Origin of the sequence: Streptomyces venezuelae, assembly GCF_008642375.1 — a bacterium.
GTDB lineage: Bacteria > Actinomycetota > Actinomycetes > Streptomycetales > Streptomycetaceae > Streptomyces > Streptomyces venezuelae_G.
On sequence record NZ_CP029194.1, the window covers coordinates 3,192,078 to 3,213,303 of the forward strand.

A 21,226-nucleotide genomic window follows, 5' to 3' on the forward strand; every position below is an offset into this window, starting at 1 on the left:
CCTCCTCGGAGGGGTGGCGGGGCCGTCCCCGTTACGGCTCCGGGCTCACAGCTTCCCGGCGAGCTCGGCCGGGTCGGTGACGGGGGCCTCGCACACGAAGTGACGGCAGACGTACGCGGCGGGCCCGCCGGCCACCAGCGGCCGGTCCTTCAGGAGCGGGAACTCCTCGCTGTCCGGGGCGCCGGTCGCGAGCACCGCGCCGGGGGCGTTGGCCAGGAGCGCGGTACGGCGCAGCTCCTGGAAGGCCTCGTCGCCGGGGGCGCCCACGACGGCGATCTCGCGGGGCCCGTCGAGGAGGGCCTCGGCGACGGCCAGGCCCCAGCCGATGAAGCGGGGCGCACGCGGGCCGAGGGCCTTGACGACACCGAGGGCTCCCTCGGCGGCGGCCCGGTGGGCCTCGGAGCCGGTGTGGGCGGCGTACGAGAGGAGCGCTCCGGCGGCGGCGGTCCACCCTGAGGGGGCGGCGTTGTCCGTGGGGTCCTGCGGGCGGCGGATGAGGGTCTCCGCGTCGTGGGCGGTGTCGTACAGCGCACCGCCCTCGCCGGTGAAGCGGTCGATGACGAGGTCCAGGAGGAAGCCGGCGAAGTCGAGCCAGGCGCCCTCGCCGGTGACGGCGGCGAGGGCGAGGAAGCCCTCGGCGACGTCGGCGTAGTCCTCCAGGACCCCGTCGTTGGTGCCGGCCCGGCCGTCCTTCGAGGTGCGGGTGAGCCGGGCGGCCTCGTCCATGTGGACGCGGACGAGCAGGTCGGCGGCCTCGGTGGCGCGCTCGATCAGGTCGGGGCGGCCGAGGAGCGCCCCGGTCTCGGCGAGGGCGGCGATGGCGAGGCCGTTCCAGGCGGCGACGACCTTGTCGTCGCGGCCGGGGCGCTCGCGCTCCTCGCGGGCGGCGAGGAGGCGGGCCGCGATCGAGGCGATCCGGTCGGCGTCGGCGACTCCGGAGTCCTGCGGGAGCTGGAGGACGGAGCTGCCGTGCTCGAAGGTGCCGTCCTCGGTGACGCCGTAGTGGGCGGCGGCGACGGCGGCGTCCTCCGCGCCGAGGACGGCGGTCAGCTGCTCCGGCGTCCAGGCGTAGTAGGCGCCCTCCACGTGCTTGCCGGTCCCGTCGTCGGAGTCCGCGTCGAGGGCGGAGGCGAAGCCGCCCTCGGGGGTGCGGAGCTCGCGGACCATGAAGTCGGCGGTCTCCAGCGCGACCCGGCGGGCCAGGTCGCTGCCGGTGGCCCGCCAGAGGTGGGCGTACACCCGGCACAGAAGCGCATTGTCGTAGAGCATTTTCTCAAAATGGGGCACAACCCACGCCCGGTCGACGGCGTAGCGGGCGAAGCCGCCGCCGAGCTGGTCGTAGATGCCGCCGCGGGCCATGGCCTCGCAGGTGTCGGCGGCCATCTGGAGGGCGCCCTCGGAGCCCGTACGGGCGTGGTGGCGGAGCAGGAACTCCAGGGCCATCGACGGCGGGAACTTGGGGGCGCCGCCGAAGCCGCCGCGGGTGGCGTCGTACTCGCGGACGAGGCCGAGGAGGGCCTGCGCGAGTTCCTCCTGGCCGGGGACGCCGTCACCGCCGTAGGCGAGGGAGCGGCCCGCGAGGTCCTTGACGATGCGGTCGGCGACCTCGCCGACCTCGTCGCGCCGGTCGGCCCAGGCGTCGCGGACGCCTTCCAGGACGTCGGGGAAGGAGGGCATGCCGTGGCGGGGCTCCGGCGGGAAGTACGTGCCGAAGTAGAAGGGGGCGGCGTCCGGGGTGAGGAAGACCGTCATGGGCCAGCCGCCCTGGCCGGTGGCGGCCTGCACGGCCTCCATGTAGACGGCGTCGACGTCGGGGCGCTCCTCGCGGTCGACCTTGACGGCGACGAAGTGGTCGTTGACCAGGGCCGCGGTGGCGTCGTCCTCGAAGGACTCGTGGGCCATCACGTGGCACCAGTGGCAGGAGCTGTAGCCGACGCTCAGGAGCACGGGGACGTCGCGGCGGCGGGCCTCCTCGAAGGCCTCGGCCGACCAGGGCCACCAGTCGACCGGGTTGTCGGCGTGCTGCAGGAGGTACGGGGAGGTCTCATGGGCCAGTCGGTTCGGCATGGGGCCCATCCTGCCCTGCCGCCCCGGGCTAGTGCGGGAACCCCTCCCTCGTCGGCCTCAGATGCGGGCGAGGCGGGTGAGGAGGGGGCGGAGGGACCATCCCGTTCGGCGCAGGCCTGCCCAGAGGCAGCAGGCGGCGAGGGCGAGGGCGGTCAGGGCCGCGCCGGGGGCCGTCGGCATCTCGCGCAGGAACCTGGCGCCGAGCAGGAGCACCATCGAGCCGGTGACGAGCAGCAGCACGTCGGCCGGGCCGCCGTCCTGGAGCGGCCGGCGGGTCAGGGCCGTGACGCCGGTCGCGAGGCCCACCGTGGCCGCCACCGCGACGACCGGCCAGGCCAGGGTGCGGGCGGGGAGCCCGCCCCACCACTCGCCGAGCAGCGGGGCCAGGGTCAGTTCGTCGCGCAGGCCGCGCCAGGTCTCGCCGACCCACCCCGACCCCGCGTGCGGAGCGCCCGGACCGCTCCCTGGGCGAGGTGGCCGCGCAGGCGTCCGTCCGGACGCGTCAGGGCGGTGGTGAGGCCGCGGGGCTCCGGGCGGTAGAGGTCGAGCGCGTGGTGGAGCGTGCCGGTCCGGGCGAAGGTCCGGGCCTCGGCTGCGCGCGCCGATGCGCGGGCGAGCCGGGCGAGGTCGACCGTACGGATCGAGCGGAAGGCGGAGCGGCCGAGCACCGCCGCCGCGACGGCCACGCCCTGCGGGGCGAGCCCGCTTCCCGGGTGGTCGAACAGGTCGGTCGAGGAGCGTGGCCGTGCACACGTGCAGCAGGAACGGCTTGAGCACCAGCGGCCCCCAGAACCGGCCGGTGAGCTGGGCGCCCCAGACGGCCGCCGCCGCGACCAGGCAGGCCACGGGTGTCGGGCGGGCGGTCGGACCGCCCCTGTCCCGTACCCCTGGGGTACGGGACAGGGGCGGTCGTCGCTACTTGCCCGAGGCGCCGGCCGGCGCGGCCGGGGTGTCCGCGGTGGCGGCCGGGTCCGGGGCCTCTTCGAAGGAGACCTTGCCCATGTGGCGGTTCATCGACTTCATCAGCATCCAGACCGCGAGGGCCATGACCGCGAAGACGACGAAGCCGAGGACGCCGGGGGTCACCTTGTTCTTGTCCAGCTCTTCGGCGGCGAAGGGGACAAGCTGGGTCAGTGCCAGGTGTGCGCTCATGTCAGGCATTGTCGCGGATGCCCGCGAAGAGATCTTCCTCGGGGAGGGAAGTCGGCACCAGCGCCTTGCTGAGCTCGTACTCCTCCGTCGGCCAGACCTCCTTCTGGATCTCCATCGGGACCCGGAACCAGCCGCCGTCAGGGTCGATCTGGGTGCGGTGGGCGATCAGGGCCTTGTCGCGGGTCTCGAAGAAGTCGGCGCAGGGCACGAACGTGGTCAGCGTCCGCTCCTTGCGCTCGAACTCGGTCCAGCGCTCCAGCCACTCGCCGTACGGGGACTCCAGGCCCCGGGCGATCAGTGCCTCGTGCAGCGCGACCGTACGGGGACGGTTGAAGCCCTGGTTGTAGTAGAGCTTCAGCGGCTGCCAGACCGGGCCGAACTCGTCCTCCGGGTACTTCACGGCGTCGGTCGCGCCGTCGAAGGCCACCATCGTGATCTTGTGGGTCATGATGTGGTCGGGGTGCGGGTAGCCGCCGTTCTCGTCGTAGGTCGTGATGACCTGCGGGCGGAACGCGCGGATCTTGCGGACCAGCGCGCCGGCCGCCGTGTCGACGTCCTCAAGGGCGAAGCAGCCCTCGGGGAGCGGGGGCAGCGGGTCGCCCTCGGGGAGACCCGAGTCGACGAATCCCAGCCACTCCTGGGAGACGCCGAGGATCTCGCGGGCCTCGTCCATCTCCTTGCGGCGGACCTCGTGGATGTTCGCCTCGATGTAGGGGTCACCCTGGAGCTGGGGGTTGAGGACCGAGCCGCGCTCGCCGCCCGTGCACGTCACCACGATGACGTCCACCCCCTCGGACACGTACTTGGCCATCGTGGCCGCACCCTTGCTCGACTCGTCGTCGGGGTGGGCGTGAACGGCCATCAGTCGCAGCTGGTCAGTCAAGACTCGATCCTCAGTGATTCGACGCGGAGGCAGGCTTCTATAGTGACGGAATCGGGGGAGGGAAAATTCCGCCACCCCGGCTTCGAGAGGATCCACCATGAGCGCGGTGCGAGAGCAGCTGCCCGAAGGGCGCTACGGGCGCTCCGCGGACGAGCGGGCGGACCGCAAGCTCAAGGTGACCGGCGCCGTGCTCGGCGTCCTCTTCCTCGGCATGATGGGCTGGTTCGGCTGGCACTACGTCGTCGACAGCAAGATCAGCGCCGAGATGATCAAGTTCGACGTGGTGAGCCCCACCGAGGTGCAGCTGCACCTGGAGGTCCGCAAGGACGAGGGCGTCAAGGGCGTCTGCACGCTGCGGTCGCGCTCCGAGGACGGTGCCGAGGTCGCCCGCAAGGATGTGCGGATCGACGACCCCGCCGCCCGTGTCGACGAGGTCTTCACGCTCCGTACGACCGCGCTCGCGACGAGTGCCGAGCTCGTGGGGTGTACGGCGCGGTAGCGGTGGGTAGGGACCGGGTGACGAGTCCCGGCGGGTCACGTGCGTGACCTGGGGTGACGCCATCTTGATGGTTTATGTCCTCCCGCTTTTCGCCACTCATTGTTAGGCTCGTGGTTTCGCCCGCCCGGGAAGCGCCTGCTGCCCGTGTAGGGCGATGCTTTGTATTCCCAGTACCTACGAGGAGCACCTGTGACCCAGACCAGCGACAACGTCACCTGGCTCACCCAGGAGGCGTACAACAAGCTCAAGGGTGAGCTTGAGTACCTGTCTGGTCCCGCGCGTACCGAGATCGCGGCCAAGATCGCCGCCGCGCGCGAAGAGGGGGACCTGCGCGAGAACGGCGGGTACCACGCGGCCAAGGAGGAGCAGGGCAAGCAGGAGCTCCGGGTCCGCCAGCTCACCCAGCTGCTCCAGCACGCCAAGGTCGGCGAGGCCCCGGCGGACGACGGCGTCGTCGAGCCCGGCATGGTCGTCACGATCGCCTTCGACGGCGACGAGGACGACACGATGACCTTCCTGCTCGCCTCCCGCGAGTACGCGAGCGACGACATCGAGACCTACTCGCCGCAGTCGCCGCTCGGCGTCGGTGTCAACGGCAAGAAGGCCGGTGACGACGCCGAGTACGAGCTGCCGAACGGCAAGAAGGCCACGGTGAAGATCCTCAGCGCCAAGCCGTACACCGGCTGAGCCTGCCTCTTTCCCGTCCTGGGCATGAAGGGCCGGTCCCCTCGGGGGACCGGCCCTTTGCCTTGCATGCACATGCAATGATGCGGCCTGACGTCGCGTCACAAGGGGGATGGGCGAAGTGCTGGGACCGCTGCGTGAGGGAACGCCACGGCAGATCGGACCGTACGAGGTGCTGGCCCGGCTCGGCGCCGGCGGCATGGGCGAGGTCTTCCTCGCCCGCGGTGGGTCCGACGGCGTCTTCGTCGCCGTGAAGACCGTCCGGCGCGATGTCGCCGGCGACCCCGCCTTCCGGGACCGCTTCCGGCGCGAGATCCGGGTCGCGGCGCTCGTCTCCAGCCCGTACGCCGCCGCGCCCGTCGGCGGCGACGCCGACACCGAGGTGCCCTGGCTCGCCACCGCGTACGTCCCGGGACCCAGCCTCTCCCAGGCCGTGCGGCGCGGCGGCGCGCTGCCCGTCGCCACCGTGCGCGCCCTCGGCGCCGGGGTCGCCCGCGCCCTCGCCGACCTGCACGCGGCCGGGGTCCTGCACCGGGACCTCAAGCCCGGCAACGTCATGCTCTCCGTCGACGGCCCCCGGCTCATCGACTTCGGCATCGCCCGCAGCAGCACCGCCACCACCATGACCGCCACGGGGGTGATGGTCGGCACGCCCGCCTTCATGTCCCCCGAGCACGTGGCGGGCGCCCGGCGGGTCACGGCCGCGTCCGACGTCTTCTGCCTCGGCTCGCTGCTCTGTTACGCGGCGACCGGCGAGGACCCCTTCGGCGACGGGCCGCTCGCCGCCGTCCTGTACCGGGTCTCGCAGGCCGAGGCCGACCTGAGCCGGGTGCCGGAGGAGCTGCGCGAGGTCGTCGCCGCCTGCCTCGCCCTCGATCCCGCGAACCGGCCCACGCCGGAGCGGCTCGCGGAGCTGCTCGAAGCGGACGCCGGGCGGCGCTTCCCGTGGCCGGAGGGCGTACGGGAGCACATCGGCGAGTACGGGACGGAGCTCGCCCAGCTCGTCGCCTCGGGCGGACCGCTCCTGGAGGCCGCGCCCGCGACGGGCCCCGGCGTCACGCCTGCCGTGCCCGGGCTGCACTCCGTACCGACGCTGGGGCCCGTCTCGCGGCCCGACGCGCGGCCCGACACGCGGCCCGACACGCCTCCGCGCCGACGGCGGCGGCGGGTGCTCGCCGCCGCCCTGACCCTCGCCGTCGTGGCCGGCGGCCTCGGCACCTACCTGCTGTGGCCTGAGGGCGAGACGAAGAAGCCGCAGTCCCCTCCGCAGGCCGCGCCGCCCGCCGCGCCGCGCATCGCCGGTGTGGACGACCGGGGTCTGGCCGACGCCTCGGGCGTGGTCCCGCAGAACGCGGCCCAGCGGCCGGCGGGCTGGAAACCCTGGCAGGCGAAGCTGAGCGCGCCCGCGCACGGCTGCTCCGCCGGGGAGAAGGTGCTGGTGTGCCGGACGACGGACGGGCGGTACGAGGCGCTCGACCCGGCGAGCGGGAAGCGGCTGTGGGGGGCGAAGGTCGACTCGGAGACCCCCCTGGAGTCGTACATGAGCGAGCGCGCCGTGTTCTTCGTGGCCCGGGACAGCACCCGGCCCACCGTCCACCACGGGAACGTGGTGCTCGTCACCGGACGGAAGCTCCAGGTGCGGGACGCCCGGACGGGCGCGGTGCGCTGGGAGAAGCTGGCCCTCGGCCCGCAGTACATGTGGGACACGCGGCCGCTGGTGGGCGACGGGATCGTCTTCGCCGCGACGGAGGTGATGGACGACATCGACGAGGATCAGGTGGCCTTCACCGCCTACTCGCTCACCGACGGCAAGGAGCTGTGGACCAAGGGGCTCACCAACGCGGACATCTCCAACGCCGAACGGCGCGGCTACGAGCCGGTGGCCTACGCGAAGGGGATCGTCTACGCCCTGAGTCAGGGCGGCCTCGTCGCGTACGACGGGAAGACGGGCACGCTGCTCGGCGAGGCCGACCCGGCCGCCAGGGAGTGCCTCGACATCAAGGTCCTCGCCGGGTCCGGGTACTGCGCGAGCTACGACCGCACGCGGAACGCGAAGGTGCAGCTCCACGCGCTGGACGCCCGCACGCTCGCCGCCAGGGCCTCGATGCCCGCGCCGCTCGCCTCGGTCGCTCCCTCCGTCGTCGGCCCGAACGCCGTCGTCACCTCCGGCAAGGAGGTGGCCGTCCTCGACCCGCGCACCGGCAGGACCCTGGTCTCCCACCCTGTGAAGGCCGCGCCCGCCGGTCTCGGCCAGGCCGTGTCCTCGCCGCTGCTCGCCGGCGACCAGGTCGTGTACGCCGACTTCTCCTCGCTCTACACCGTGCGCCTCGGGGCGGGCGGGAAGCCCGCCGGACTGAAGGTCACGCCGGTGCCGGGGGCGCCGGGGCCGCGCGTCCCGGAGGAGAACCCGGTCCCGGGCTACGGCGACATCGTGTCGAAGCAGGTCCGGGCACCGGAGGTCCTGCCGGTGGGCGGGATCGCGTACATCGTCTACGACAAGGGGGCCGTGGCCTCCGTCGAGCTGCCCGAGTAACGCTCTGAGAGGACCTGTTCGGTGTTGAAGGCACTCCCGTCCGGCGCGCCCCCGCAGCTCGTCGGCCCCTACCGGCTGCTCGCCCGGATCGGCGCGGGCGGCATGGGCGAGGTGCATCTCGCCTGCCGGGCCGACGAGCCGACGGCCGATCCGTACCGGATGGTCGCCGTGAAGACCGTACGGGAGGACCTGGAGGTCGACGGGGACTTCCGGACCCGGTTCCGGCGGGAGATCACCGCGGCGCGGACCGTGGACGGGCCGGGGGTCGCGCGGCTGGTGGACGCCGACGCCGACGCGCCCTCGCCGTGGCTCGCCACCGAGTACGTGCCCGGGCCCTCGCTCGCCGAGGCCGTCGTACGGTCCGGGGCGCTGCCCGTCGCGGCCGTGCGGGCCCTCGGGACCGCGCTCGCCACGGCCCTCGCGGACGTCCACCGGCTGAAGGTGCTGCACCGGGACCTCAAGCCCGCGAACGTCCTCCTCGGCGCGGCCGGTCCGAAGCTGATCGACTTCGGCATCGCCCAGGCCTTCGAGGCGACCGCGCTGACCTCGACCGGGCTCGTCGTGGGCTCCCCCGGATTCATGTCGCCGGAGCACCTCGTGGGGAGCCGGGCCGTCGTGCCCGCGTCGGACGTCTTCTGCCTCGGTGCCGTGCTCGCTTTCGCCGCGAGCGGCCAAGGGCCGTTCCACGACTACGAGATGGCGGCCGTGATCTACCGGATCAGTCGTGCGGACGCCGAACTGTCCGCGGTTCCGGAGGAGTTGCGGCCGGTCGTGGAGCGCTGTCTGCTGCTCGATCCGGCGGAGCGGCCGTCGGCGGAGGAGTTGGTTGCCCTGCTCGGGGGCGGGGGTGTGCCCGAGGTGTTCCCCTGGCCCGGCGGGGTGTTGTCGCTGCTCGCCGAGTACGGGGAGGCCGCGAGGAACATCGGGGAGGCGGCGGCCTCGGGGGCGGGCGTCGCGGACCTGCCGACGCTCGGCCCCGTCGTGCCGTACTCCCCCACGGCCGTGACGGACCGGCCGGTGACCCCGGCGGCTCCGGCGCCGGTGGAGCGGAAGCGCCGCAGGCGCGGCGCGGTGGTCGCGGGCGTGGTGGCGGTGGCGGTCCTCGCGGCGGTGGGCGTCGTGCTGACGCGGCAGACGGACGGGCCCGGAGGGACGGGAGGGGTCGCGGGGCCGAGCGCGAGCACCACGGGCCCGAGCGCCTCCGGGAACCCTGCGCCGCAGACCCTGAGCCAGGTCGTCCTGCCGTACGGCGGCACGGGGCACACCAACGACTTCGGCAAGGCGGCGACGAGCCGCTCGCACCGCCCGGCGGGCTGGTCGCCCTGGACCGCCCGGACCGAGGCGACCGACGGCGCCTGCACCCTCTCCCCGAAGGTGCTCGTCTGCACGGGCGCGGGCGGCGCGCTGGTGGGGCTGAACGCGGCGAACGGGCATGAGCTGTGGAAGCTCCCGGCCCGCACGAACGGGGACGGGCTGCGGGCGACCGCCCAGTACCCGGCGATCGTCGGGGACCGGGTGTATCTGGCCGGGGCCGAGGGAGTGGTCGCGTACGGCCTTCAGAACGGCAGGAAGCAGGGGACGGTCGCCGGGCCCGGGGCCGACTGGGCCGTGAAGGGGAGCGATTTCACGGACGGCGTGCTCTACACGACGTACATCAACCTGTCGGAGGAGAAGGAGGCCGGGCTGGTGACGGCGGTGCGGCTCGGAGGCGAGGGGAAGCAGGTGGGCCACGAGCTGTGGCGGAGCCCGCTGGGCGCGCTGCCCGAGCAGCCGGTGGCGGCGAACGGGCGGGTGTACGTGCCGCTCGGGATCGTGCCGGTGGCGCTGGACGCGGCGACCGGGAAGGAGACGGCGCGCGGGCCGGAGGGCTGTCAGCGGTTCACGGTGCCCGAGAAGAGCGGAAGTCTGCTCTGCCTGGACACCCGGAGCGGCGTGACCGTGCTCGACGGGACGACCCTGCGGGCCGTGCGGTCCTTCGGTGAGGGGGTGACGGCCGGGCCCGCCGTGAACGCGGACGGCCTGGTCGCGGTGGTCAGCGGTGAGCGGCTGGTCACGTACGACCTGGCGAGCGGCAGGGAGCGGTGGGACGCCATGTCGCCCGTTCCGCAGTCCACCCCGGCGCGTGTGTACTTCGCGGGTGACCGCGTCCTCACCATGGCGAAGGACATGGTCGTCTCCTTTCCGCAGGACGGGCCGGCCTCGTCGGACGACGTCAAGGAGTTCCGGCCGAACCTGCCCGACGACTTCGACCCCCAGGCCCTCGGAGACGTCCTGCTGGCCGGCGGGGCGGCCTTCCTGGCCTTCCCCGACGGCCTCGTCCTCTCCGGCTATCTGCCCTGACGGACCGGGCTCTCAGCCGTCCGCCCGGCGGTACTTGCGGACCGAGAGCGTGCGGAAGATCGCGACGATCAGGACCGAGTAGATCAGCGACGCCCACACCGGGTGCTGCATCGGCCAGGCGTCGGACGGGGAGACGCCCGGGTCGCCGAAGAGCGTGCGGCAGGCCTGGACGGTGGCGCTGAAGGGGTTCCACTCGGCGATCGGCTGGAGCCAGGACGGCATCTGGCTGGAGTCCACGAACGCGTTCGAGATGAACGTGACCGGGAAGAGCCAGATCAGGCCGCCGGACGTCGCCGCCTCCGGGGTGCGGACCGAGAGGCCGATGAGGGCGCCGATCCAGGTGAAGGCGTAGCCGAGGAGGAGCAGCAGGCCGAAGCCGGCCATGACCCTGCCGAAGTTGGTCGGCTCCGCGTAGCCCGGGCGCCAGCCGATGATCAGCGCGACGATCGCGAGGACCAGGAGCGTCAGCGCCGTCTGGACGAGGTCGGCGAGGGTGCGGCCGGTGAGGACCGCGCCGCGCGCCATCGGCAGCGAGCGGAAGCGGTCGATGAGGCCCTTGTGCATGTCGTCCGCGATGCCGGCGCCCGCGCCGGCCGTGGCGAAGGTGACGGTCTGGGCGAAGATGCCGGCCATCAGGAAGTTCTTGTAGACGTCCGGGTCGGTGCTGCCGCCGATGCTCATCGAGCCGCCGAAGACGTACGTGAAGAGGATCACGAACATCACCGGCTGGATCAGCCCGAAGAGGATCATCTCGGGGATCCGGGTCATGCGGATGAGGTTCCGCTTGGCGATGACCAGGGAGTCGTTCATCGTGCTCACTTGGCCGTCTCCTTCGTCTGCCGGCGGCCGCGGCCGTCCTGCCCGCGGCCGTCCTTCGGGGGCGCGCCGCCGTTCTCCTCCTCCGTGAGCGCGGCCGCGTGGCCGGTCAGGGAGATGAAGACGTCGTCGAGGGTGGGGCGGCGCAGGCCGATGTCGTCGATCTCGACGCCGACGGCGTCCAGGTCGCGGATGACCTCGGCGAGCAGCTTGGCGCCGCCGGAGACGGGGACGGTGAGCTTGCGGGTGTGGTCCTCCACGGAGACCTCGTCCGGGCCGCGGCCCGCGATGCCGTAACGGCCGAGGACGCCGCGGGCGCCCGCGATCATCTCCGGTTCGTGGACGACGACCTCGACGCGCTCGCCGCCCGTCTGGGCCTTGAGCTGGTCGGAGGTGCCGCGCGCGATGACCTTGCCGTGGTCGACGACGCAGATGTCGTGGGCGAGGTGGTCGGCCTCTTCCAGGTACTGGGTGGTGAGGAGCAGTGTCGTGCCGCCCGCGACGAGCTCCTTGATGACCTCCCAGAGCGCCTGCCGGTTGCGCGGGTCGAGGCCGGTGGTCGGCTCGTCCATGAACATGACGGGCGGGGAGACGACGAGGGCCGCCGCGAGGTCGAGGCGTCTGCGCATGCCGCCGGAGTACGTCTTGGCGGTGCGGTCGGCGGCGTCCGCGAGGAGGAATCGTTCCAGCAGCTCGTCGGCCCTGGCCTTCGCCGCCTTCGCCTTCATCTGGTACAGCTGGCCGACCATCTGCAGGTTCTCGCGGCCGGTGAGGTACTCGTCGACAGCGGCGAACTGGCCGGAGAGGCCGATCGAGCGGCGGACCGCTTCGGGATGCCTGAGGACGTCGACCCCGGCGACGACGGCCCTGCCGCTGTCGGGCTGGAGCAGCGTCGTCAGCACGCGGACGGTGGTGGTCTTCCCCGCGCCGTTCGGGCCGAGGAGGCCCAGGACCGTGCCCTCGGGTACGTCGAGGTCGACGCCGTCCAGAGCTCGTACGTCACCGAAGGTCTTCACCAGACCCTCGGCGTAGATCGCGCCTGGCATGTGGGTTCTCCCAGGGAGATTCGGGCGTTTCCTACCGATCCTAGGATTGGCGGGCGGTCCTCGCCCCATGAATTTGTGATCCTCGCCACATGATCATGGACTGTGTGGTCCTGGTCAGCCGAGGACCGTGTAGCCCGCGTCCCGCAGCGCCTCCGCCACCTCCCGGCAGTGCTCCGGGCCCTTCGTCTCCAGGTGCAGCTCGACCTCCGCCTCCGTCAGGCCCAGGCGCGGGTCCGTCCGCACATGGCTCACGTCGAGGACGTTCGCGTCGACGACCGTGAGGACCGCGAGCAGGGTCGCCAGCGCCCCCGGCCGGTCCGTCACCCGCAGCCGCAGGCTCAGATAGCGGCCCCCGGCGGCCATGCCGTGCCGCAGGATCCGCTGGAGGAGCAGCGGGTCGACGTTCCCGCCGGACAGGATCGCGACCACGGGCCCCTGGAAGGCCTTCGGGTCGGCCAGGATCGCCGCCACCGGGCTGGCGCCGGCCGGTTCGACGACCAGCTTCGCCCGCTCCAGGCAGAGCAGCAGCGCCGAGGACAGGTCGTCCTCGGAGACGGTGCGGACCTCGTCCACGTACTCCTGGACCAGCGCGAACGGCACGTCGCCCGGGCGGCCCACCTTGATCCCGTCCGCCATCGTCACCGGCGACTCGATCACCACCGGATGCCCGGCGGCCAGCGACGGCGGGTACGCGGCCGCGCCCTCCGCCTGCACACCGATCACCTTCACGTCCGGGCGCAGCCACTTCACCGCGAGGCCCACACCGGCCGCGAGACCGCCGCCGCCGATGCCCACGAGGATCGTCCGGACCTCCGGGCACTGCTCCAGGATCTCCAGGCCGACCGTGCCCTGCCCCGCGATGATGTCGGGGTGGTCGAAGGGGTGGATGAAGACCGCGCCCGTCTCCCGCGCGTACGCCTCCGCCGCCGCCAGCGTCTCGTCGACGACATGGCCGTGCATCCGGACCTCGGCGCCGTACTCCCGGGTGGCCGCGACCTTCGGCAGCGGAGCGCCGACCGGCATGAAGACCGTCGCGTGCACACCGAGCAGTTTCGAGGCGAGCGCGACGCCCTGCGCGTGGTTGCCCGCCGAGGCGGCGACGACCCCGGCGGCCCGCTCCTCGGGCCGCAGCCCCGCGATCCGCACGTACGCCCCGCGCAGCTTGAAGGAGCCCGTCCGCTGGAGGTTCTCGCACTTGAGGTGGACGGGCGCCCCCACCAGCGACGACAGGTGGCGGCTGCCCTCCATCGCGGTCATCCGCGCCACCCCGGACAGCATCTTCTGCGCCCCGCGCACGTCGTCCAGCATGAGGTGGTGCAAGGGGTCTCGCGTACGGAAGCTCATGACAGCAAGTCTCGCAGCTCACCGCCCTCGTGGCCGCCCGGCGGACGGGTGCCGGATCGGGTTTGCGCAGCCCCGGTACGGACCCCCCCGGGTCCGCGTACTCTGTCCCCCACCGACCGACCACCCCCGCACGAGAGAGACCCACAGCCATGCCCACATCTCAGGACATGACGACTGAGCTCGACCCCGGTCTCCTCGACGCCCTCCAGCACCAGGTGGCCGTCTTCGCCCGCCGGGCCGAGCAGACCCGCCTCGGCGGCACGGGGCAGCTCCGCAACTCCATGGACCGGGCCGCCTACCTCCTCCTCAACCGGCTTGACCAGGAAGGGCCGATGGGCGTCAAGGCACTCGCGGCGGGCATGGGGATCGACTCGTCCACGGTCACCCGGCAGGTCGCCCCGCTCGTCGACACCGGCCTGGTCAAGCGGACCTCGCACCCGGAGGACGGGCGCGCGGTCGTGCTCCAGCTGTCGCCGCGCGGCCTCGCCCGCCTGGAGGAGGTCCGCTCCTCGCGCCGCCAGCTGATGGTGGAGGTCACGGACGGCTGGACGCAGGAGGAGCGCGAGTCCTTCTGCACGCTGCTCACGCGCTTCAACACCGCCCTGTCCGCACGGCAGTCGGCCCACTCGGGGCACGGCACGGGCGGTACGGGGACGGAGTCCGCACCGACCTCTTGACCCCGGCCTCCCGCTGCCCTCCTATGAGGGGGTGCGAGAGCATCGGAGCGGACCCGGCGACCGGACCCGCCACCGTCCACACGGCGAACCGTCCCACCGCACACGGGAGTTCGAGGCGTTCGTGGCCGGGGCCGCGGGCCGGCTGCTGCATGCCGCGACCCTGCTCACCGCCGAGTCCCGCACCTCCAACCCGCATGCCAGGGCCCTGCTGGGCGCCGCCCTCGCGCACACGTACGCGGTGTGGGGGCGGCTGCGCGACGAGGACCCGTACGACCTCGCGCGCCGCGACCTCGCGGCCCGCTTCGCCCGCACCGCGTGGCGCCACCACGGCGGCCGGGGCCCGCTGGCCGCGCTCGGCCCGCAGGAACGGCTCGTGGTCGTGCTCCGGCTGTACGAGGGCGTGGCCGAGGAACAGGTCGCCGCACTGCTCGGGCTCTCCGAGGCGCGCGTCCGCGCCGTCTGCGCGCGCTCGGTGGCCGCGCTCCGGGCGGCGGCACGTGCCCCGCGCGGGGAGGCCGCCGCATGAGCCGGCACGAGGACAAGGAGGCGGCGGTCCGGCGGATGCTGGACACCCCGCACCCGCCGGTCCCCGCCGATCTCGCCGTACAGGCCGTGGAGCGCGGGGCGCGGCGGGCCCGCCGGGAACGGGTGGCGCGCCGGGTGCTGTGGGGCCTGTTCGTCGTGGCCGCGTTCGCGTTCCTGGTGTGGGCGTCGGTGGAGCGGCCGTGGGAGGTCCCGCCGGCGGGGACGACACCGCCGCTCGAAGGCTGGTGAACCGGCGGGCGGTGGAGTCGAAGGCCGGGGCGGACGGGCCTAGCCTGGAGGAGGGGCCGTCTGGAGGTCGCCATGACCAGGAAAGTCGCCGACTGCCGCAATACTCCCAGCCTCATGAACTGCACCCTCGCCATCAGCGGCGAGGAGGAGGAAGTGGTACGGGCCGCCGCCGAGCACGCGGTCTCCGTCCACGGTCACGAGGACACCCCAGAGCTGCGGAAGTGGATCCGCTCGGAACTGGAGGACGAGAAGGTCCCCGCCTGACGCCCGGTGGCGGATGCCTGACGCCGGACGCCTGACGGCCCCGTCTCCGAGGGCCTGATGTCCTACGCCGTACGCCCTGCACGCGGAGCCGGGCACCGCGGGGGTGCCCGGCGACGTGCGGACAGGATCCGGGATCCCGGATCCTGTCCGGTCTAGCCCAGGGCCTGGCGGAGGTCCGCGAGCAGGTCGTCGACGTTCTCGATGCCCACGGAGAGCCGGACCAGGTCGGCCGGGACCTCCAGGGCGGAGCCCGCGACGCTCGCGTGCGTCATGCGGCCCGGGTGCTCGATGAGCGACTCGACGCCGCCCAGCGACTCACCGAGCGTGAACAGCTGTGCACGGTTGCAGACCTCGACCGCCGCCTCCTCGCCGCCCTCGACGCGGAAGGAGATCATGCCGCCGAAGGAGCGCATCTGCTTGGCCGCGACCTCGTGGCCCGGGTGCTCGGGCAGGCCCGGGTAGAGGACCTGGGTGACCTTCGGGTGCTGGGTCAGCATCTCGACGATCTTCGCCGCGTTCTCGCTGTGGCGGTCCATGCGCACCGCGAGCGTCTTGATGCCGCGCAGCACGATCCACGAGTCGAACGGCCCGGCGACCGCGCCCATCGCGTTCTGGTGGTACGCGAGCTCCTCGCCGAGAGCCTCGTCGGCCGTCACGAGCGCGCCGCCGACGACGTCCGAGTGGCCGCCCATGTACTTGGTGAGCGAGTGCACGACGACGTCCGCGCCGAGCGCCAGCGGCTGCTGGAGGTAGGGCGAGGCGAAGGTGTTGTCGACGACGAGCTTCACGCCGGCCTGGCGGGCGACGCCCGCGACGGCCTCGATGTCGGTGATGCCGAGGAGCGGGTTCGAGGGGGTCTCGACCCAGATCAGCTTCGTACGGTCGTTGACGGCGTCCCGCACGGAGTCGATGTCCGAGGTGTTCGCCACGGAGAAGTCGACGCCCCAGCGCTGCACGACCTTGGCGAAGAGCCGGAAGGTGCCGCCGTAGGCGTCGTTCGGGATGACCACGTGGTCGCCGGGGGCGAGGAGGGTGCGCAGCAGGCAGTCCTCGGCGGCGAGACCGGAGGCGAAGGCGAGACCGCGCCGGCCGCCCTCCAGGGCCGCCAGGTTCTCCTCCAGGGCGGTACGGGTCGGGTTCGCGCTGCGGCTGTACTCGTATCCGCCGCGCAGCCCGCCCACGCCGTCCTGCTTGTAGGTGGAGACCTGGTAGATGGGCGGGACGACCGCGCCGGTCAGCGGGTCGGCGGTGTTGCCCGCGTGGATCGCGCGGGTCTCGAAGTTCTGGTGAGAGTGCTGGTCGCTCATGGGTCAGGAGCGTAGTCCTGAGCGCCCCCCGCCGCTTCGTTCGTCTCACCGGGTGTCCTGGACAATGGACGCATGGAGATTCTCTGGTTCCTGATCGCGATCGTGCTGCTGGTCAGCATCCTCGGCCCCTACCTGCGGCGCCGCCGGGGCGGTGTCGGGATCCGGCAGGTCGCGCCGGGCGCGCCGGACGCGGCGGATCCGGAGGCGTACGGCTTCGTACGGCAGGAGGAGCTGGACGTACGGCTGCCCGGCGCCGACGACGACCTGCTGCACGTCCTCGACGTCGTCCAGGCCACCCAGGAGTGGCGGGCGGCCTCGCGGCTGCTCGCCGAGACCGACAAGGACGGCGAGGTGCGCTGGCAGCGCGTCCAGGCCTTCGCCGGCGCGGCCTCCCTGGAGCTCCAGGAGAGGCCCGGTGTGGGCGGGGCGTGGCTGCGGGCCTGGCGGGCGGACGCGCCGAAGGACCCGGGCGCGGCCGCCGTGCACGCCGAGTTCCTGGTGCAGCAGGCGTGGCGCTCCTCGTCGGCGGGGTCCGACGACTTCCGGATCATCCTGGAGGAGGCGCTGAAGGTCACCGAGGAGGCGGCCCTGCTCGCGCCCGGCGACCCCGTCCCGTACATCACGCAGCTGGCCGTGGCGCGCGGCCTCGGCTACAGCCACGAGCAGTTCGACCAGGTGTGGGCGAAGGTCATCGACCGCGCTCCGCAGCACATGGGGGCGCATCTGGCGGCCCTGCACTACTGGTGCGAGAAGTGGCACGGTTCGCGCGAGGAGGCCGACCACTTCGCGACGACGGCCGCGGCGCGCGCCCCGCGGGGCTCGCTGCTTGCGGCGCTGCCGCTGTTCGCGGTGTACGAGCACGTGCCGGACGTGGTGCTCGTGCAGGACTTCTTCCGTACGGCCGTGGTGAGCAAGGCGACCGAGGGCGCGCTGTACGCGGTCCACTCGGCCCGGCGCGACGACCCGATGCTCGCGCACGTCCGCCATCTGCTGGTCTGGTTCCTGGTGCGCGGCGAGCGCTGGGCGGAGGCCATGCACCAGCTCGTGCACATCGACGGGCACGTGGGCGCGATGCCGTGGACGCTGAGCGGTGACCCGGCGGCGGAGTACACGGTCTACCGGAACCTGGCGGTGGCGGGGTACGAGGCGAACGGCGGGAGCCCGGTGACGCTGCCGCGCTGAGGCGGGACGGTCCACAGCGGCGGGACGGAGCACTGCGGCGGGGCGGGCCACAGCGGCGGGGCCGGGAGGGGAATCCCTCCCGGCCCTCCCTTGTTGTGAGGACTGCCGACCGCTGAGGAGAGATGCAGCATGTTCCTGTCCCGCACCCCCGTCCTCCCCACCCCCGAGCAGGCCCTGCGCGGCCGCCCGGAGCCGGAGTTCTCCGTCCCGGAGCGCCACACGGTCCTCGGCAACGCGCTCCTCGGCCCCTACCCCGAGGGCCTGGAGGTCGCCGACTTCGCCCTGGGCTGTTTCTGGGGCGCCGAGCGCAAGTTCTGGCAGACCGAGGGCGTCTGGACGACCCTCGTCGGCTACCAGGGCGGCCACACCCCGAACCCGGTGTACGAGGAGGTGTGCTCCGGTCTGACCGGCCACACCGAGGTCGTCCGGGTCGTCTTCGACCCGTCGAAGGTCTCGTACGAGTCCCTCCTGAAGCTCTTCTGGGAGTCCCACGACCCGACGCAGGGCTTCCGCCAGGGCAACGACGTGGGCACCCAGTACCGCTCGGCGGTCTACACCCACACGCCCGGCCAGGCCACGAAGGCCGAGGCCTCCCGCGCGGCCTACCAGAAGGTCCTGGCGGGCTCCGGCTACGGCGAGATCACCACGACCGTCCTGCCGGCGGACGAGGAGCGGCCGTTCTATCCGGCGGAGGCGTATCACCAGCAGTATCTGGACAAGAACCCGGCGGGCTACTGCGGCATCGGCGGCACCGGTGTCTCCTGCCCGATCGGCGTCGCCGAGGCGCCCGGGGCGTGAGCTCGGCCGATGCCCCCGCCGGCCTCCGCCGGCCTCCGCCGGCACGGGCGGGGGCATCGGAGGCCCGGGGAATGCCAACAGGGCCGGTTTCCGGCGGTGTTACGCTGGCGCCATGCAGTTCTGCCACTCTCAGGCCCGTTACATGAGGCTGCGCCGCTCCTAGCGGCGGGCCCTCTTCACGCGTCTCGTTCTTCGCGCGTCCTCGCGTTTCCGCGTCGGTACTCGCGCTCTCGCGTTCGTTCAGGCCCTCCGCTTCCGGGTCCCGCCGGTGCGGCTCTTCGTGCTGCTCCGGCTCCGAACGGTTTCGCGGAGCAGACTCATGGCATTTTCCCCGCAGGGCGGCCGGCACGAGCTCGGTCAGAACTTCCTCGTCGACCGGTCCGTGATCGACGAGATCGACGGCCTGGTGGCCAGGACCAAGGGTCCGATACTGGAGATCGGTCCGGGTGACGGCGCCCTGACCCTGCCGCTGAGCAGGCACGGCAGGCCGATCACCGCCGTCGAGCTCGACGGCCGGCGCGCGCAGCGCCTCGGTGTCCGCACTCCCGGTCATGTGACCGTCGTGCACCACGACTTCCTGCAGTTCCCGCTGCCGCGCCACCCGCATGTGGTCGTCGGCAACGTGCCCTTCCATCTGACGACGGCGATCATGCGGCGGCTGCTCGACGCCCAGCACTGGCACACCGCCGTCCTCCTCGTCCAGTGGGAGGTCGCCCGGCGCCGGGCCGGCGTCGGCGGGTCGACCCTGCTGACGGCCGGCTGGGCCCCCTGGTACGAGTTCGACCTGCACTCCCGGGTCCCCGCGCGCGCGTTCCGTCCGATGCCGGGCGTGGACGGAGGGGTACTGGCCATCCGGCGGCGGTCCGCGCCGCTCGTGGGCCAGGTGAAGACGTACCAGGACTTCGTACGCCAGGTGTTCACCGGCAAGGGGAACGGCCTGAAGGAGATCCTGCGGCGGACCGGGCGGGTCTCGCAGCGGGACCTGGCGACCTGGCTGCGGCGGAACGAGATCTCGCCGCACGCGCTGCCCAAGGACCTCAAGCCCGGGCAGTGGGCCTCGCTGTGGGAGCTGACCGGCGGGACCGCCGACGGCGCCTTCGACGGCGCGGCCTGCGGTACGGCCGGCGGCGCGGTCGGCTCGTTCGGTGCGGCACGCGTCGGGGCCGGTCACGGGAGCGGGCGGGTGTCCGCGGGCCGGTGGGGCGGGCCGTCGGCGCGGCGCGGCCGGGGGCAGGCCGTACGGAGCTCCGGCGGACCCGATCAGAGGTGGGGCAGGGGGCGGCCGGAGAGCGCGTGAGCCGTTCCCGTCCTGCCTGTCCGCCTCCCGCTCCAGACCAGCGGGAGGCGGACAGGGGCTTGTCCGCCGGGCGGTCAGCGGCCCGTGCGGCGTCCGTACGACGAGCCTCGCGCGCCCTGGCGGCCCTTCGTCTGCCGGACCTGTGCGCGGGGCGCGCAGGGGTCGCCGCCGCGCGTGGGGCCGTATCTGCGGCCCCCGGGCACGGCCGCCCTGCTCGTCCCCGGCTCGTACTCCCGCTCCCTGCCGCCGCCCTGGGCGGGCGTGCGGGTGCCGGTCGCGCCCGGTGCGTATCCCGGCTGGGAGGCCTGGAAAAGCGCGATCCATTGGGTGAGCGTCAGGTCCTTCGGCAGTCCGCCGTCCGGAATTCCGTGGCGGTCGGCGAGGGAGCGGTAGGTCCGCTTGGGGATGTGGCGCCGGAGGATCTCCGCGAGGCCTCGTCCGGGGCCGGTGAAGACGGCTTCGGCGAAGTTCTGGAAGGCGCGGCTCGCGCTCTCCGGCAGCAGAGGCCGGGGGCGTCGGCGGATCGTCAGGACGCCGCCGTCGACCCGGGGCATCGGGCGGAACGACGAGGCGCGGACGCGGTCGTGGACCGCGAACTCGTACCACGGGGCCCAGGAGGTCGTGAGCAGCGATCCGCCGCTGCGACCGGCGCGTTTGCGGGCGACCTCCCACTGCACTATCAGGGCCGCGGACTGCCAGTTCGTCGATTCCAGGAGGCACCGGAGTATCTGGGTCGTGATACCGAAGGGTACGTTTCCGACGACCGTGTCTATGTCACGCGGAATGCGGAAGTCGAGGAAATCCCCCTGGAATACGGTGACCCGTTCCCCCTCGAATTTCCTCCGCATGTGCGCGGCCCAGTGCGGGTCCATCTCGACGGCCGTCACGGTGTCGAAGGAGCGCACCAACTCCTGGGTTATCGCGCCTTTTCCGGGGCCGATTTCGAGAACGTTCCGTCCGTCCCCCTCGACATGCATGACGAGATTGCGCACGGCTCTGTCGTCCTGGAGGAAGTTCTGCCCTAATTCGCGGCGCAGGACGTCTCGGTCCGCTCGCCTCGGTATGGAGTCGCGCATTGCCATGAACGATCCCCTCCCCTGGATGCCGTGGTCAATGGACTTGGCACGGACCATACCTCACGGTCCGCCGGGCAGCCGGAGGTCGACTTCGCCCAGCGGCGTTCCGGCGTAAAGGAGTTGTAAGCGGTCACAGAGGGGCCTGTGACGGGCGGGCGCGAGAAGGCGAGCGGGTGACCGCGGAGCGTGGCGGAGTCGTCGGACCCCAAGTGAGGTGCAACGGAATGGCATTGGGGATGCACGGAGGGTTGCCGGGGCGGGGTGCGGCCAACGAGGCTTCAGGGGGGCGGGGTTGAGGCGGTGGACGGCGGACGGCCGTCACCCGCGCGGCCGGAGTATGTCAGGTCAGGGGTGAAATCGAGCCATTCCCCGAGGATCGGCTGTTACCTGTCCCTTTACCTGGCGTGGATTTCCCGACGATTGGTATAGAGCGGGAGACGGCACTCCACCATGAGGGACCACGCACACGGCACGCACCACCCCCGGA

Annotated in this window: 20 protein-coding genes and 1 pseudogene; 11 read left to right on the forward strand and 10 right to left on the reverse strand. The window is 72.8% G+C overall.

Going from position 1 to position 21,226, the window contains the following annotated elements; all coding sequences use genetic code 11:
* Positions 1 to 45: 45 nt before the first annotated feature.
* The 5 genes from DEJ46_RS14175 to mca form a co-directional block, all read right to left on the reverse strand.
* Positions 46 to 2,067, reverse strand: a complete 2,022-nt coding sequence (locus DEJ46_RS14175) for a thioredoxin domain-containing protein (protein ID WP_150266593.1) — start codon at positions 2,065 to 2,067, stop codon at positions 46 to 48.
* A gap of 57 nt (positions 2,068 to 2,124) precedes the next feature.
* Entirely contained in the window at positions 2,125 to 2,385 is a 261-nt protein-coding gene (locus DEJ46_RS14180; RefSeq protein ID WP_150266595.1) for a hypothetical protein, read from the reverse strand.
* 71 nt (positions 2,386 to 2,456) lie between these two features.
* Complete coding sequence (locus DEJ46_RS14185; RefSeq protein ID WP_150266597.1) at positions 2,457 to 2,753, reverse strand: hypothetical protein; 297 nt, start codon at positions 2,751 to 2,753, stop codon at positions 2,457 to 2,459.
* Positions 2,754 to 2,982: 229 nt separating this feature from the next.
* A complete protein-coding gene (locus tag DEJ46_RS14190) occupies positions 2,983 to 3,228 on the reverse strand; it encodes a hypothetical protein (protein ID WP_411757751.1) in 246 nt (81 codons plus the stop codon).
* Positions 3,221 to 4,102 (reverse strand): mycothiol conjugate amidase Mca, encoded by an 882-nt coding sequence (gene mca, locus DEJ46_RS14195; RefSeq protein WP_150266601.1) that lies wholly within the window; start codon positions 4,100 to 4,102, stop codon positions 3,221 to 3,223. The genes DEJ46_RS14190 and mca overlap by 8 nt, the downstream gene beginning before the upstream one ends.
* A gap of 97 nt (positions 4,103 to 4,199) precedes the next feature.
* Here mca and DEJ46_RS14200 point away from each other — a divergent pair, with 97 nt between their 5' ends.
* The 4 genes from DEJ46_RS14200 to DEJ46_RS14215 all read left to right on the forward strand — a co-directional run bounded on the left by DEJ46_RS14200 (position 4,200) and on the right by DEJ46_RS14215 (position 10,158).
* A complete protein-coding gene (locus DEJ46_RS14200; RefSeq protein WP_150266603.1) occupies positions 4,200 to 4,601 on the forward strand; it encodes a DUF4307 domain-containing protein in 402 nt (133 codons plus the stop codon).
* A 189-nt stretch (positions 4,602 to 4,790) separates the two neighbouring features.
* The gene (gene greA, locus DEJ46_RS14205; protein WP_150266605.1) at positions 4,791 to 5,288 is read left to right on the forward strand and encodes a transcription elongation factor GreA; all 498 of its coding nucleotides are present in this window, start codon (positions 4,791 to 4,793) and stop codon (positions 5,286 to 5,288) included.
* A gap of 109 nt (positions 5,289 to 5,397) precedes the next feature.
* On the forward strand, positions 5,398 to 7,818 hold the full coding sequence (locus DEJ46_RS14210; RefSeq protein ID WP_150266607.1) for a protein kinase domain-containing protein: 2,421 nt from the start codon (positions 5,398 to 5,400) through the stop codon (positions 7,816 to 7,818).
* A 21-nt stretch (positions 7,819 to 7,839) separates the two neighbouring features.
* Positions 7,840 to 10,158, forward strand: a complete 2,319-nt coding sequence (locus DEJ46_RS14215) for a protein kinase domain-containing protein (protein ID WP_150266609.1) — start codon at positions 7,840 to 7,842, stop codon at positions 10,156 to 10,158.
* A 12-nt stretch (positions 10,159 to 10,170) separates the two neighbouring features.
* Here the strand turns inward: DEJ46_RS14215 and DEJ46_RS14220 are convergent, their stop codons facing one another.
* The 3 genes from DEJ46_RS14220 to ilvA form a co-directional block, all read right to left on the reverse strand.
* Complete coding sequence (locus DEJ46_RS14220; protein ID WP_150274424.1) at positions 10,171 to 10,968, reverse strand: ABC transporter permease; 798 nt, start codon at positions 10,966 to 10,968, stop codon at positions 10,171 to 10,173.
* A gap of 5 nt (positions 10,969 to 10,973) precedes the next feature.
* On the reverse strand, positions 10,974 to 12,020 hold the full coding sequence (locus tag DEJ46_RS14225; RefSeq protein ID WP_150266611.1) for an ATP-binding cassette domain-containing protein: 1,047 nt from the start codon (positions 12,018 to 12,020) through the stop codon (positions 10,974 to 10,976).
* 114 nt (positions 12,021 to 12,134) lie between these two features.
* Complete coding sequence (ilvA, locus tag DEJ46_RS14230) at positions 12,135 to 13,364, reverse strand: threonine ammonia-lyase (protein WP_150266613.1); 1,230 nt, start codon at positions 13,362 to 13,364, stop codon at positions 12,135 to 12,137.
* A gap of 149 nt (positions 13,365 to 13,513) precedes the next feature.
* Here ilvA and DEJ46_RS14235 point away from each other — a divergent pair, with 149 nt between their 5' ends.
* The 4 genes from DEJ46_RS14235 (at position 13,514) to DEJ46_RS14250 (ending at position 15,079) form a co-directional block, all read left to right on the forward strand.
* Positions 13,514 to 14,041 carry a MarR family winged helix-turn-helix transcriptional regulator gene (locus tag DEJ46_RS14235; RefSeq protein ID WP_190622642.1) on the forward strand — a complete coding sequence of 176 codons (528 nt, stop codon included), beginning with the start codon at positions 13,514 to 13,516 and terminating at the stop codon, positions 14,039 to 14,041.
* Between the two features lie 31 nt (positions 14,042 to 14,072).
* Positions 14,073 to 14,567 (forward strand): sigma factor-like helix-turn-helix DNA-binding protein, encoded by a 495-nt coding sequence (locus tag DEJ46_RS14240; protein WP_150266617.1) that lies wholly within the window; start codon positions 14,073 to 14,075, stop codon positions 14,565 to 14,567.
* The gene (locus DEJ46_RS14245; RefSeq protein WP_150266619.1) at positions 14,564 to 14,815 is read left to right on the forward strand and encodes a hypothetical protein; all 252 of its coding nucleotides are present in this window, start codon (positions 14,564 to 14,566) and stop codon (positions 14,813 to 14,815) included. Before DEJ46_RS14240 ends, DEJ46_RS14245 begins: the two co-directional genes overlap by 4 nt.
* 72 nt (positions 14,816 to 14,887) lie before the next feature.
* Positions 14,888 to 15,079, forward strand: coding sequence for a DUF1059 domain-containing protein (locus DEJ46_RS14250; protein WP_150266621.1), 192 nt, complete (start codon positions 14,888 to 14,890; stop codon positions 15,077 to 15,079).
* 152 nt (positions 15,080 to 15,231) lie between these two features.
* Here DEJ46_RS14250 and DEJ46_RS14255 read toward each other — a convergent pair whose 3' ends face one another.
* A complete protein-coding gene (locus tag DEJ46_RS14255; RefSeq protein WP_150266622.1) occupies positions 15,232 to 16,386 on the reverse strand; it encodes a cystathionine gamma-synthase in 1,155 nt (384 codons plus the stop codon).
* Between the two features lie 72 nt (positions 16,387 to 16,458).
* On the opposite strand from DEJ46_RS14255, the gene DEJ46_RS14260 reads away from it, so the two are divergent.
* From DEJ46_RS14260 to erm (DEJ46_RS14270), 3 genes and pseudogenes are all read left to right on the forward strand, one after another.
* A complete protein-coding gene (locus tag DEJ46_RS14260) occupies positions 16,459 to 17,568 on the forward strand; it encodes a hypothetical protein (RefSeq protein ID WP_150266624.1) in 1,110 nt (369 codons plus the stop codon).
* Positions 17,569 to 17,697: 129 nt separating this feature from the next.
* Positions 17,698 to 18,366: a peptide-methionine (S)-S-oxide reductase MsrA gene (msrA, locus tag DEJ46_RS14265; protein ID WP_150266626.1), complete on the forward strand. Its 669-nt coding sequence runs from the start codon at positions 17,698 to 17,700 to the stop codon at positions 18,364 to 18,366.
* A 319-nt stretch (positions 18,367 to 18,685) separates the two neighbouring features.
* Positions 18,686 to 19,444, forward strand: a pseudogene (gene erm / locus DEJ46_RS14270) (23S ribosomal RNA methyltransferase Erm); the annotation flags it as partial.
* Between the two features lie 293 nt (positions 19,445 to 19,737).
* Here the strand turns inward: erm (DEJ46_RS14270) and erm (DEJ46_RS14275) are convergent.
* Positions 19,738 to 20,745 (reverse strand): 23S ribosomal RNA methyltransferase Erm, encoded by a 1,008-nt coding sequence (gene erm / locus DEJ46_RS14275; RefSeq protein WP_150266628.1) that lies wholly within the window; start codon positions 20,743 to 20,745, stop codon positions 19,738 to 19,740.
* Positions 20,746 to 21,226 lie beyond the last annotated feature (481 nt).